General features: G+C 70.8%; 12 protein-coding genes and 1 pseudogene. 2 read left to right on the forward strand and 11 right to left on the reverse strand.

Annotated features, from left to right (window positions below):
- Window positions 1–200 precede the first annotated feature (200 nt).
- From mug to B9S57_RS28150, 7 genes are all read right to left on the reverse strand, one after another.
- The gene (gene mug, locus B9S57_RS28120) at window positions 201–749 is read right to left on the reverse strand and encodes a G/U mismatch-specific DNA glycosylase (protein WP_103759989.1); all 549 of its coding nucleotides are present in this window, start codon (window positions 747–749) and stop codon (window positions 201–203) included.
- 19 nt (window positions 750–768) lie between these two features.
- Window positions 769–2211 (reverse strand): adenylosuccinate lyase, encoded by a 1443-nt coding sequence (gene purB / locus B9S57_RS28125; protein WP_181011506.1) that lies wholly within the window; start codon window positions 2209–2211, stop codon window positions 769–771.
- 106 nt (window positions 2212–2317) lie between these two features.
- Entirely contained in the window at window positions 2318–3082 is a 765-nt protein-coding gene (locus tag B9S57_RS28130; RefSeq protein ID WP_103760083.1) for an SAM-dependent methyltransferase, read from the reverse strand.
- 156 nt (window positions 3083–3238) lie between these two features.
- Window positions 3239–4075 carry an SGNH/GDSL hydrolase family protein gene (locus B9S57_RS28135; RefSeq protein WP_103759991.1) on the reverse strand — a complete coding sequence of 279 codons (837 nt, stop codon included), beginning with the start codon at window positions 4073–4075 and terminating at the stop codon, window positions 3239–3241.
- Between the two features lie 148 nt (window positions 4076–4223).
- A complete protein-coding gene (locus tag B9S57_RS28140) occupies window positions 4224–5243 on the reverse strand; it encodes a hemolysin family protein (RefSeq protein ID WP_103759992.1) in 1020 nt (339 codons plus the stop codon).
- Window positions 5240–6577 (reverse strand): hemolysin family protein, encoded by a 1338-nt coding sequence (locus B9S57_RS28145; protein ID WP_103759993.1) that lies wholly within the window; start codon window positions 6575–6577, stop codon window positions 5240–5242. The genes B9S57_RS28140 and B9S57_RS28145 overlap by 4 nt, the downstream gene beginning before the upstream one ends.
- Before the next feature lie 211 nt (window positions 6578–6788).
- Window positions 6789–7208: a GNAT family N-acetyltransferase gene (locus B9S57_RS28150; RefSeq protein ID WP_103759994.1), complete on the reverse strand. Its 420-nt coding sequence runs from the start codon at window positions 7206–7208 to the stop codon at window positions 6789–6791.
- A 184-nt stretch (window positions 7209–7392) separates the two neighbouring features.
- On the opposite strand from B9S57_RS28150, the gene B9S57_RS28155 reads away from it, so the two are divergent.
- The gene (locus B9S57_RS28155) at window positions 7393–7620 is read left to right on the forward strand and encodes an antitoxin (protein WP_073750044.1); all 228 of its coding nucleotides are present in this window, start codon (window positions 7393–7395) and stop codon (window positions 7618–7620) included.
- Entirely contained in the window at window positions 7617–7988 is a 372-nt protein-coding gene (locus B9S57_RS28160; RefSeq protein ID WP_103759995.1) for a fic family toxin-antitoxin system, toxin component, read from the forward strand. Before B9S57_RS28155 ends, B9S57_RS28160 begins: the two co-directional genes overlap by 4 nt.
- A gap of 10 nt (window positions 7989–7998) precedes the next feature.
- Here B9S57_RS28160 and B9S57_RS28165 read toward each other — a convergent pair.
- The 4 genes and pseudogenes from B9S57_RS28165 to bioB form a co-directional block, all read right to left on the reverse strand.
- Window positions 7999–8696 (reverse strand): annotated as a pseudogene (locus B9S57_RS28165) (class I SAM-dependent methyltransferase).
- A gap of 73 nt (window positions 8697–8769) precedes the next feature.
- On the reverse strand, window positions 8770–9459 hold the full coding sequence (bioD, locus tag B9S57_RS28170) for a dethiobiotin synthase (protein ID WP_103759996.1): 690 nt from the start codon (window positions 9457–9459) through the stop codon (window positions 8770–8772).
- Between the two features lies 1 nt (window position 9460).
- Entirely contained in the window at window positions 9461–10765 is a 1305-nt protein-coding gene (locus B9S57_RS28175; protein WP_103759997.1) for an adenosylmethionine--8-amino-7-oxononanoate transaminase, read from the reverse strand.
- Window positions 10758–11924: a biotin synthase BioB gene (gene bioB, locus B9S57_RS28180; protein WP_103760084.1), complete on the reverse strand. Its 1167-nt coding sequence runs from the start codon at window positions 11922–11924 to the stop codon at window positions 10758–10760. The genes B9S57_RS28175 and bioB overlap by 8 nt, the downstream gene beginning before the upstream one ends.
- Between the last annotated feature and the right edge of the window lie 55 nt (window positions 11925–11979).

The following is an 11979-nucleotide window of genomic DNA, read 5'->3' on the forward strand; positions in this document are numbered from 1 at the left end:
CCACCGCCGCCCTGCGGAACCGGCCCGCCCCGCGCAACCGGCCCGCAGCACGTTGGGTATGGCCTCGGGACGACAGGACACCCGCAGTTCGATGCCGACCTACCGCCGCACCTTCGGCTCGTACCGGCCGAGTGGGCCGACTCCATGCACCTGCCGGGTGGGCCGACCGTACGCACCACCGGGTGAGCCGACCCCACGGGCTAAGCGCGGGTGCCCCGACGGACCGCTGTCAACAGACGGGCGTACTCCTCCGCCATGGCGGTCACGGTCCAATGGGCGTTCAGACCGCTCGGGTTGGGCAGTGCCCAGACTCGGGCGCCGCCGATCGTCCGCTCCTGGGGGCCGATCCGGGCGCCACGTTCCCCGAAGGCCGTGCGGTACGCGGTGACACCGACGACCGCCAGCCACTGTGGGCCCAGCCCCTCCACCTTGGCCGACAGCAATCGTCCGCCCTCACGGAATTCCTCCGCGCTGAGCTCGTCGGCCCGTGCCGTGGCCCTGGCGACCACATTGGTGATGCCGAGACCGTATCGGGGAAGAAGGCCCTGCTCCGACGGCTTCAGCTGTCGTGGCGTGAAGCCCGACAGGTGCAGAACCGGCCAGAACCGGTTGCCGGGATGGGCGAAGTGATGCCCGGTGGCGGCCGACATGAGGCTCGGGTTGATGCCGCAGAACAGGACACGCAGACCGCCCGCGACCACGTCGGGGACGAGGCGGTCGCGGGCGGCCCGGACTTCTTCGGGAGTCATCCGTGTGCGGATCCGGATGTCAGAGGATCGAGCCGGGTGCGTATGCGGCGGCCTCCGGGTGCTGCTTGGTGATCTCCTCGATCCGGGACACCAGAGCGGCGACCTGGTCGCCGGCCGCGCCGGTGAACGAGAGCTTGTCCGCCATCAGGGCATCGAGCTGTCCGCGGTCCAGCGGGATCCGCTCGTCGGCGGCCAGCTTGTCCAGCAGCTCGTTGCGTTCGGCGCCCTGCTCCCGCATGGCGAGAGCCGAGGCGACCGCGTTCTCCTTGATGGCCTCGTGGGCGACCTCGCGGCCGACCCCGGCACGCACAGCGCCCATCAGCACCTTGGTCGTGGCGAGGAAGGGCAAGTAGCGGTCCAGCTCGCGCGCCACGACTGCAGGGAACGCCCCGAACTCGTCGAGCACGGTGAGGAACGTCTCCAGCAGCCCGTCGAACGCGAAGAAGGCGTCCGGCAGCGCGACCCGGCGGACCACGGAGCAGGACACGTCGCCCTCGTTCCACTGGTCACCCGACAGCTCACCCGTCATCGACGCGTAGCCGCGCAGGACCACCATGAGGCCGTTGACCCGCTCGCACGAGCGGGTGTTCATCTTGTGCGGCATCGCCGACGAGCCGACCTGGCCCGGCTTGAACCCCTCCGTCACCAACTCGTGGCCCGCCATCAGCCGGACGGTCTTGGCGACCGACGAAGGGGAGGCCGCCAGCTGCACCAGCGCGGTCACCACGTCATAGTCGAGGGAGCGGGGGTAGACCTGGCCGACAGAGGTGAATGCGTGTGCGAAGCCGAGGTGCCCGGCGATGCGCTGCTCCAGGTCGGCGAGCTTGCCCGCGTCGCCGCCGAGCAGGTCCAGCATGTCCTGCGCCGTGCCGACAGGTCCCTTGATGCCGCGCAGCGGGTAACGGCCCAGCAGGTCCTCCAGCCGGCCGTAGGCCACCAACAGCTCGTCGGCGGCGGTGGCGAAGCGCTTGCCCAGCGTCGTCGCCTGCGCGGCGACGTTGTGGGAACGGCCCGCGATGACCAGTTCGGCGTACTCCGCCGAGAGCTTGCCCAGCCGCGCCAGCACGGCCACCGTGCGGTCCCGCATCAGCTCCAGCGAGAGCCGGATCTGCAGCTGCTCGACGTTCTCCGTGAGGTCCCGGGACGTCATGCCCTTGTGGACCTGCTCGTGGCCGGCGAGAGCGTTGAACTCCTCGATCCGGGCCTTCACGTCGTGCCGGGTGACCTTCTCGCGCTCGGCGATCGAGGCGAGGTCGACCTGGTCGATCACGCGCTGGTAGTCCTCCAGCGCCGCGTCCGGTACCTCGATCCCGAGGTCCTTCTGAGCGCGCAGCACCGCCAGCCAGAGCTGACGTTCCAGCTTCACCTTCTGCTCGGGGGACCAGAGGACGGCCAACTCCGTAGAGGCATAGCGGCCGGCCAGGACATTGGGGATGCGAGGCTTCGCAGACACAGCAGTCACGTGTCCTGATTCTACTGGCGGTTTCTGCAGGTCCGCGCCGCGGGCTGGTATGTGGATTCCTACGAAGCCGGCGGACGCCGTCCTCGCCGGCCACTTCCCGTGGAAGCTACCGTTTCGCGCCCACGAAGCCCCACTGGTCGACCGGCTCACCGGACACCGGCTCCTCGGGGCGCCACAGGCTGATCGACCCGAACCCGGGCTCGACGAGGTCGAGCCCGTCCGCGAAAGAGCGCACGACCTCCAGGGACCGCGATACGTAGGGCATGGCACCGCCGTCCGCGTACTCGTCGGATGCCGCCCGTGTCTCGTCGGTCTCGATGGTGTCGCACAGCATCAGGAAGCTTCCGGCGGGGACCGTGTCGAGATAGGAGCGCAGGAGGGCGGCCGCCTCACCCGAGTCCGCGACGTGTCCGAGGGTGGAGAGCAGCATCAGTGCCACCGGCTGTTGCAGGTCCAGGGTCCTGGCGGCTTCGCGAAGTACCGTCCCGGCGTCCCGAAGGTCCGCGTGCACATGGTCCGTGGCCCCCTCGGGGGAGCTGGTGAGCAGAGCCCGGGCGTGGGCCAGCACGATCGGGTCATGGTCCACGTACGCGACGCGGGCAGCGGGGGTGACCTCCTGCGCGATCTCGTGGGTCGAGTCGGCGGTGGGCAGTCCGGCCCCGAGATCCAGGAACTGCCGTATCCCCGCCTCTCCGGCCAGGTGGCGCACCGCCCTGGCCTGGAACCGGCGGGAGGCGCGGGCGATGTCGATGACCTGCGGGTAGAGCTCCGCCATCGTCGAGCCCAGGCGGCGGTCCGCCTCGTAGTTGTCCTCGCCGCCCAGCCAGTAGTTCCAGACACGTGCGGAGTGGGGCGTGGCCGTGTCGATCAGGTCAGTCCGTGTCTCCTGTTCGTCGCTCGTGGACCCTCCCCTCCGGTGCCCAGGACACCCCTGCGCGGTGAGGACCCATGCTGGCCGACCAGCTACACGCGGAACAGCGGGAACCAAGCCAATCCGGCCGAAAGTCTTCGTAGCCCGGCGGTGCGGTCAGCCGTCCAGCCGGCGCCAGCCTGCCACCGGTCCGGGGGTCGTCACGTCCTCCGGGGAGATCCAGAACGCCTTTCCCAGCGCCGCGTCGAACTGTGCGCCGGCCCTGCCGTCGCCGGACGAGCGTCCGGTCAGACGCCGCCCGATCCAGGGGAACAGATGCTGACGTGCGAACCGGACGTCGTCGATCCGCCGCTGCGCCCACCGCGCGGGCGCGGACGCGGCCATGGGGGCCTGCCAGTCGCTCTCGGCGGGCAGTCCCAGCGTCTGCCAGACCGCCTCCGCGACCCTCCGATGCCCTTCGGCCGTCAGATGCAGCCGGTCGACGTCCCACATCCGCGGATCACCCAGCGACGGCGCGCCGTACAGGTCGGCCACCAAGGCGCCATGGCGGTCGGCCAGGTCGCCGACCAGCGCGAACAGCTCCTCCATGCGAGGCCGGAAGCGCTCCATCACCGGACCGTTCCGGCCGGGGCTGCGCATCAGCACCAAGGTCTTGCAGGACGGTGCGAGACGCTCCACCGCCTCCTCGAGCCGGCCCCGCACCATGCCCATGTCGCACTTCGGCCGCAGGGTGTCATTGAGCCCGCCGACGAGGGTGATCACATCCGGCTGCAGCGCCGCGGCGACCGCGACCTGCTCGTCCACGATCTGCCCGATGAGTTTTCCCCGTACGGCGAGATTGGCGTACCGGAAGTCGGGCGTCCGGGCCGCGAGGCGGCCGGCGAGGACGTCGGCCCAGCCGCGGTAGGTGCCGTCGGGCAGAAGATCCGACATGCCCTCGGTGAACGAGTCGCCGACCGCGACAAAGCTGGTGTAGGGAGCATTCAATTCCATGGCGCTGCCGATGGTACCGCGACGGGGCCGGGCGGCCGGTGTCGCCCGAGCGGCGGCGACCGGGAGCGGTGACCGCCCGGAGGACGGAAGGAGGGGTGCGGCCGCAGCCGCCCCCCTCCACACACCGGCACCCGAGGCCGGGCCGATGTCAGCGGGCCTGGGGCCTGCCCACCAGCTCGCGCAGGACGTCCTCCATCGTGATCATGCCGGCCAGCCGGCCGTCCCCGTCGAGCACGGCTGCGAGATGCGTGCGGCTGCGCCTCAGCGCGGTGAGCACGTCGTCCAGCGGGGTCGCCGCCCGCACGCGGGCGATCGGCCTCAGCGCCGTGACCGGGAAGGGAACGTCGCGCGGCGCGGCGTCCAGGGCGTCCTTCACGTGGAGGTACCCGATGATCCGCTGCTCGCTGTCCATCACCGGGAAGCGCGAGAAGCCGGACTCGTGCGAGAGCCGCTCCAGTTCCTCCGGGGTGGTGCCGACCCTGGTGTACAGCACCCGGTCGACCGGCAGGAGCACGTCCTGGACCGGGCGGCGGCCCAGTTCCAGCGCGTGCCGCAGACGTTCCGCCGAACGGTCGTCGACGAGCCCGGAGTCCTCGGCGTCCTTGACGAGGCGTGCGAGTTCGTCGTCGGAGAAGGTCGCCGAGACCTCGTCCTTCGTCTCCACCCGGAGCAGTCTGAGCAGCGTGTTGGCGAAGGCGTTGATCGCGAAGATCACCGGCTTCAGCGCCCTGGCGAGGGTCACCAGGGGCGGTCCGAGCAGGAGCGCGGTGCGGGCGGGCTCGGCCAGCGCGATGTTCTTCGGCACCATCTCGCCGAGCAGCATGTGCAGATACGTCGCCACGGTCAGGGCGATGACGAAGGAGATCGGGTGCACCAGTCCGTGAGGCACCCCCACCGCGTCGAAGACGGGCTCCAGCAGGTGGGCGATGGCGGGCTCGGCGACGATGCCGAGCACCAGCGTGCAGAGCGTGATGCCCAACTGCGCCGCCGCGAGGAGCGCCGACACGTGCTCGAGCCCCCAGATGACACTGCGCGCGCGCCGGTTGCCGGCCTCCGCCTCGGGCTCGATCTGGCTGCGGCGTACGGAGATCAGGGCGAACTCCGCACCGACGAAGAAAGCGTTGACGACCAGGGTCAGCAGGCCGATGAAGAGCTGGACGGCGATCATCGTTCGTCCTCCGCCGACTCGTCGCTGCCGGGAAGCGGCGCGTGCAGCAGCGCCCGCGCGGCACGATGGCCCGAGGCGTCCACCACGTCGATCCGCCAGCCGGCGAGCTCGACGGTGTCACCGACGACCGGAATGCGGCCGACCTCCGTGGCGATCAGCCCGGCCAGCGTCTCGTACGGCCCGTCCGGCACCCGCAGTCCGATGGTACGGAGCTGGTCCGTGCGGGCCGCTCCGTCGGCGGACCACAGGGTGCGCCCGTCCGCGTCCTCACCGGCGGCTGCCAGGTCGGGCGTCTCGTGCGGGTCGTGTTCGTCCCGCACCTCGCCGACGACTTCCTCCACGATGTCCTCCAGCGTCACGACTCCTGCCGTGCCGCCGTACTCGTCGATGACGACGGCCATGGCCAGCTTTCCGGAGAGCCGGTCCAGGAGGCGGTCCACGGTGAGCGTCTCCGGCACGAGAAGGGGTTCGCGCAGCATGTCCGACACCCGCTTACGGGGTCTCTGCTCCACCGGAATCGCCAGTACGTCCTTGATGTGTGCGACGCCGACGACGGTGTCCAGGCTGCCCCGGTAGACGGGGAACCGGGAGAGGCCGGTGGCCCGCGTGGCGTTCGCGACGTCCTCGGCGGTCGCCTGGACCTCCAGGGCGGTGACCTGGACGCGGGGTGTCATCACGTTCTCCGCGGTCAGTTCGGACAGGTTGAGGGTGCGGACGAAGAGTTCGGCGGTGTCCGCCTCCAAGGCGCCCTCCTTGGCGGAATGGCGCGCCAGGGCCACCAGTTCCTGCGGGCTGCGTGCCGAGGCCAGCTCCTCGGCCGGCTCGAGGCCGAAGCGCCGCAAGATCCGGTTGGCGGTGTTGTTGAGGTGGCTGATGAATGGCCGGAAGACCGCGGTGAAGGCGCGCTGGGGCGTGGCGACCGCCCTGGCGACGGCCAGGGGGGAGGAGATCGCCCAGTTCTTCGGGACGAGCTCGCCGACCACCATCAGGACGACGGTGGAGAGCGCGGTGCCGATGACGAGAGCCAGCGAGGAGGACACGCCGGGCGACAGCCCGGTGGCCTCCACCGGTCCCTGGATCAGCTTGGCGATGGACGGCTCGGAGAGCATGCCGACGACGAGGTTGGTGACGGTGATGCCGAGCTGCGCGCCGGAGAGCTGGTAGGTGAGGCTCCGTACGGCTTTGAGCGCGCCGGCGGCACCGCGGTCCCCTCGCTCGACGGAGCGTTCGAGCTCGCCGCGCTCCACCGTGGTCAGAGAGAACTCGGCCGCCACGAATGCGCCGCAGGCGAGCGAGAGCAGCACCGCAACGAGGAGCAGGAGTACTTCGGTCATCGGTTCACCTCCGTCCCATGATCGTGCAGGGGCGGGAGGACCGCGCGATGTCGGCGGTATCGACTACTGGGGGGCTCGCCCATGGGCGGACGCTCACACCTTTCGAAAGGTTCGGATGGTTGAGGTTCATGGTAAAGGACCGGCAAAATGTCGTGGCCGGTGGATCGTGTGCGGTGGGCCCGTGCCTCTGGCCGGCCGGTGCCTCAGGTGCTCAGAGGGACTTGACCCAGCGCCGCCAGGGGTCCTCGCGATGGTAGCCAGCCGCGGTCCATGTGGGGTGAGCCTGAGTGTTGTCCTCCAGGACCATCGCGTCGATCCGTCGCCCTCCGAGGGCCTTGAACCGTCGCTCCGCGGCCTCCATCAGTGCGGTGGCTACGCCCTGCCGGCGCTGGTCGGGGTGCACGGCGAGCCGGTACGCGGAGCACCGCCACCCGTCGAAGCCGGCTATGACGGTCCCGGCGATCCGGCCGTCGCGTTCCGCGAGCAGCAGGGCCTCCGGGTCGCGCGCGATCAGCCGGGCGACCCCGTCGTGGTCGTCGGTGATGCTGGTGCCTTCCGCGGCCTCGCGCCAGAACCCGAGCACGGCGTCGATGTCGGGGAGGGCTGCGCAGCGGATATCAAGATCAGTCATGGTGCGAGCCAACCAGGGAGCCGCCGGGAAAGGGAGATGATTTCCGTCGCCCGTCGCCCGTCGCCCGTCGCCCCCGCCCCTGCCGCCGTCACGCCTCCTCTGCCGTCTCCGTCGCCCCGCCGCTGCCCGCGCGCCGTCCCCGCTCCCCTTGCGGGTGCTAGCGCACGCGCGCTAGCGTGAGGGCGTGCCCAAGACTCAGCTGAACGTTCGAGTGGACGAGGCCACCGCCGAGGCGGCGCGACAGCGCGCCCTGCAGCGGGGGATGAGCGTGAACCGCTACATAGAGGAACTCGTCAAACAGGATGCCGGTGAGGTGGGACACACCTTCGTCGAGGCCGCGGCCGACTTCATGAAGCAGTACGAGTCGGTGTTCGCCGAGGAGTTCGGCACGGAGCGCAAAGGCACCCGTTGAACCTGCAGATCGACCTTTCCTGGCTGCTCATGGTCGCCGAGCACAAGACGCCCGGTGATCCACAGGTCGTCGACTGGGGCGCGCTCGTCGCCGCCGTGAGCCGGCACGAGGCGGAGATCTTCGGCAGCCCTGTCTACAGCGACCCGCACTCCCGCGCGGCCGCCATGCTCCAGCTCCTCCTCCACGTGCCCGCACTCGAGCACTCCAACGCGATGTTCGCCTCCGCCGTCGCCTACGGCTATCTCGTCGCCTCGGGGCTGAAGGTCATCACCTCTCCGGAGCAGGTGAGGGACCTGGCCCGGCTGGTGAAGGAGGGCAAGGCAGACGTCCGCTCCATCGCCGATGAGCTGCGCCGCTGGAGCATCTGACCGGTGCTCCTCAGCTTCCCTCCGCGGGACCGTCCAGCACGACGGACCGGCGGGCCACGCCGATGACGCAGGGGGAGCTCGGGAGCCGCACACCCCTGTCCGGTATGCGGAATCTGCGGCAGACGCCCAACTCGAAGCCGGCCGCCTCGATCGCCGCGACCGTGTCCCGCGCCGTGTGACAGCCTCCGAAGAGCCTCGGCCAGAAGGTGCGGTCCACCGCGCGCTGCGCCGACGCCAGAGCCCCGCCGGGGGCCAGGGTGTGCTCGAAGAAGCGCAGCTCGCCGCCAGGCCTCAGTACCCGCTTGATCTCCGCCAGTGCCCGGGGCAGGTCCCGCACGGTGCACAGGACCAGCGAGGCCACCGCCGCGTCGAACGCCTCGCTCTTGACGGGCAGCGCCTCGGCGGTCCCGGGCACGCGACATCGACCGGAACCTCCGCACGCAGGGCGGCGCCGGCCGCAAGCTGCCGCAGGCTGCGCTCGGGCTCGATCGCCACCACTTCGGACACGGCACCCGGATAGTGCGCGAAATTGAGACCGTTACCGGCGCCGACCTCGATGACACGTCCCGAGAGACCGGCGAGGAGCTCCTCGCGGTGCGCCGCCACGCCCCCCTTGAGGTCGGCTGTCACGCTCATACGGGCGTAGAAGCGGGCGAAGAGCGGATGGTGCACCGCGTCACGGGGGACAGGTGTGCTGCGCCGTCGCATGATCGGGCCTCCTCGGAGGGCACGTGGATACGGCTCTCCTTCGATTCTCCCCCGTCGGGAGCCGCTCAGCCGCTCATCCGGCGGGACGATTCCCGCCGAGCTCCGGAGCCAGCCAACTGGCCGCTCCCGCGCGGAAGTCGGCCGGGGGCCAGGCCCCTGCTCCGGCCGGCACCGCGCCGAGCAGTGGGACGCCCGCCGCGACGGGGAGGTCCTCGATGTTGCACCGTGAGGCGAGATCCGGCTCGGCGGGCATGCTTCCGACCACCACCCCGGGACAGGTGAGCCCTCGTCTCCGCAACGCCTCTGTGGTCAGGGCCGTGGCGTTGAGGGTTCCCAGACCTGCGGGTGCGACCACCAGCACGGGAGCAGCCATCAGACGGGCGGCGTCCGCGAGCGTCGCCCCCTCGTCGTCGTAGCGCACCAGCAGCCCGCCCGCGCCCTCGACCAGGACGAGGTCGTGCTCCGTCGCCAGCTTCTGAGCGGCCTCGGCGATCTCGTGCGGGCGTACGGGCGTGAGGCCGGCACGGCGGGCCGCCGTCGCGGGCGCCAACGGCTCGGGGAAGCGGGCCAGTTCCACCGTCGTCACGTGACCGCCTGCCAGCCGGGCCACCTCGGCCGCGTCCCCGGGTTCACCCGGGGCGAGGCCCGTCTGGGCCGGCTTGAGGACCGCGACACGGCGGTCGCGGAGAGCGGCGGCCACCGCGGCGGTCACGATCGTCTTGCCGATCTCGGTTCCCGTACCGGTCACCACCAGGATCGTCATCTCAGCCCTCCCTCGCCACCGCGCACACGGCCCGGCAGATGCGTGCCACATCGTCGTCACCGGTCACGTAGGGCGGCATCGTGTACACGAGATCGCGGAACGGACGCAGCCACACGCCCTCGCGGACCGCGGCCCGCGTCGCGGTCGCCATGTCCACCTCGTGATCGAGCTGTACGACCCCGATCGCGCCCAGTACCCGGACGTCGCGGACGCCCGGCAGGCCGGCCGCCTCGGCCAGCCCCGCGCGCAGCCCCGTACCGATCCGCTTCACCTCGAGCTCCCAGTCCTGGCCGAGCAGCAGGTCCACGGACGCACAGGCCACCGCCGAGGCGAGCGGATTGCCCATGAACGTCGGCCCGTGCGCCAGCACGGGCACGTCGCCGCTCGAAATGCCCTCCGCCATCCGTGAGGTGCACAGGGTCGCCGCCAGTGTCAGGTAGCCGCCGGTCAGCGCCTTGCCGACACACATGACGTCCGGTGACACCCCGGCGTGCCCGGCCGCGAACAGTTGCCCGGTCCTGCCGAACCCCGTCGCGATCTCGTCGAACACCAGGAGCACGTCGTTCGCGTCGCACGCCTCGCGGAGCACCCGCAGGTACGCGGGGGAGTGGAAGCGCATGCCGCCCGCACCCTGCACCACGGGTTCCACGATCACCGCTGCCAGCTCGTCGGCGTGGGTGGCCACCAGCTCGCGCAGGTGCTGCGCATACGCCTCGTCCGGCTCGGCGTCGAATCCGTCCGGAGGGGCGTCCGCGAAGATCTGCCGTGGGAGAGACCCCGACCACAGCTCGTGCATCCCGCCCTCCGGGTCGCACACCGACATCGGCTGCCAGGTGTCCCCGTGGTATCCGCCGCGCCAGGTCAGCAGCCGGTGCTTGGCCGGCCGCCCCGCCGAGCGCCAGTACTGGAGGCACATCTTCACCGCGACCTCGACGGAGACCGACCCCGAATCGGCGAGGAAGACGTGGCGCAGCGGCTCCGGGGTGATCTCCACCAGCCGGGTCGCCAGCCGGACGGCGGGCTCGTGCGTGAGCCCGCCGAACATCACATGGCTCATCCGGTCCAGCTGGCCGCGTGCGGCCTCGTTGAGGACCGGATGGTTGTAGCCGTGGACCGCCGACCACCAGGACGACATGCCGTCCACCAACTCGCTCTGCCCATGGGCGGGTTCGGCGAGCCGGAGGCGCACCCCGGACGCGGACTCCACGACCAGCGGCTCCTGCCGGCCGGGCATCGGGCCGTACGGGTGCCAGACGTGGGCCCGGTCCAGGGCACGGAGTTCTGCGGGGCGGAGCGGATCAGGCATTGGGCGCGAGATCCGTTCCGGCACCGCGACGGCGGACCGCCACCAGATCCGTACGCGCCGCCGACACCTCGGACAGGTCCGGAGCGGGTGCCTCGGCGCCGTCGCCGCACGGAGCGCAGCCGCCCTCGTGCGAGCCACAGCCCCCGGCCGCAGGCGCACGGTGATCGGGGAGCGTCGTCGTGGCCGCTCCCTCCACCTCGAATCCGGCGTCCGTGATCATGTCGAGGTCGGTCTGCCCGGACTGGCCCTCGCTGGTCAGGTAGTCACCGAGGAAGATGGAGTTGACCAGGTTCAGGGCGAGCGGCTGCATCGAGCGCAGATGGACCTCGCGGCCGCCCGCGAGGCGTACCTCGACGTCCGGGCACACGAACCTGACCATCGCCAGGATGCGCAGGCAACGCTGCGGTGTGAGGTGCCAGTCCTTCGCCAACGGGGTGCCTTCCATCGGGATCAGGAAGTTCACCGGCACCGAGTCGGGGTCCAGCTCGCGCAGCGAGAAGACGACGTCCACCAGGTCGGCGTCGGTCTCGCCCATGCCCGCGATCAGACCGGAGCAGGCCGAGAGCCCTGCGGCCTGCGCCTGCTGGACGGTGTCCACCCGGTCGGCGTAGGTATGGGTGGTCGTGATGTCCCCGTACGTCCCCTCCGAGGTGTTGAGGTTGTGGTTGTACGCGTCGGCGCCCGCGGACCTCAGCCGGTCGGCCTGGCCCTCCGACAGGAGGCCGAGGCAGGCGCACACCTCGACGCCCTCGTGCTGTTCCTTGATCGCCTCGATCGTCTGCGACACCCGGTCGACGTCCCGGTCGGTCGGTCCGCGGCCGCTGGCCACCAGGCACACCCGCTTCGCGCCGCCCGCCACCCCCGCGGCGGCTGCCTTCTTCGCCTCGTCCGGTTTCAGCCAGGTGTACTTGAGGATCTCGGCCTTGGAGCCGAGCCGCTGCGAGCAGTACGAGCAGTCCTCGGGGCAGAGCCCGGACTTCAGGTTCACCAGGTAGTTGAGCTTGACGCGCCGCCCGAACCACTGACGGCGCACCTTTCCAGCCGCAGCCACCACGTCGAGCAGTTCGTCGTCGGAGGTCGCCAGCACGGCGAGCGCTTCGTCACGGGTCGGCAGTTCGCGCCGCAGCCCCTTGTCCACCAGCGTGTTCAGCAGGTCCATGGCCTTGATCCTGACGTACGGCACCACCATCGGCCAAGGAGGAACCGGACAGTAC

It is taken from the genome of Streptomyces sp. SM10 (assembly GCF_002910915.1).
Taxonomy (GTDB): domain Bacteria; phylum Actinomycetota; class Actinomycetes; order Streptomycetales; family Streptomycetaceae; genus Streptomyces.

Coding starts and splice junctions, on each gene's coding strand:
- B9S57_RS28175 (WP_103759997.1), bottom strand. CDS start 10,765: ATGCCTGATCCGCTCCGCCCCGCAGAACTCCGTGCCCTGGACCGGGCC.
- B9S57_RS28150 (WP_103759994.1), bottom strand. CDS start 7,208: ATGACTGATCTTGATATCCGCTGCGCAGCCCTCCCCGACATCGACGCC.
- B9S57_RS28145 (WP_103759993.1), bottom strand. CDS start 6,577: ATGACCGAAGTACTCCTGCTCCTCGTTGCGGTGCTGCTCTCGCTCGCC.
- mug (WP_103759989.1), bottom strand. CDS start 749: ATGACTCCCGAAGAAGTCCGGGCCGCCCGCGACCGCCTCGTCCCCGAC.
- bioD (WP_103759996.1), bottom strand. CDS start 9,459: ATGACGATCCTGGTGGTGACCGGTACGGGAACCGAGATCGGCAAGACG.
- B9S57_RS28140 (WP_103759992.1), bottom strand. CDS start 5,243: ATGATCGCCGTCCAGCTCTTCATCGGCCTGCTGACCCTGGTCGTCAAC.
- B9S57_RS28135 (WP_103759991.1), bottom strand. CDS start 4,075: ATGGAATTGAATGCTCCCTACACCAGCTTTGTCGCGGTCGGCGACTCG.
- bioB (WP_103760084.1), bottom strand. CDS start 11,924: ATGGACCTGCTGAACACGCTGGTGGACAAGGGGCTGCGGCGCGAACTG.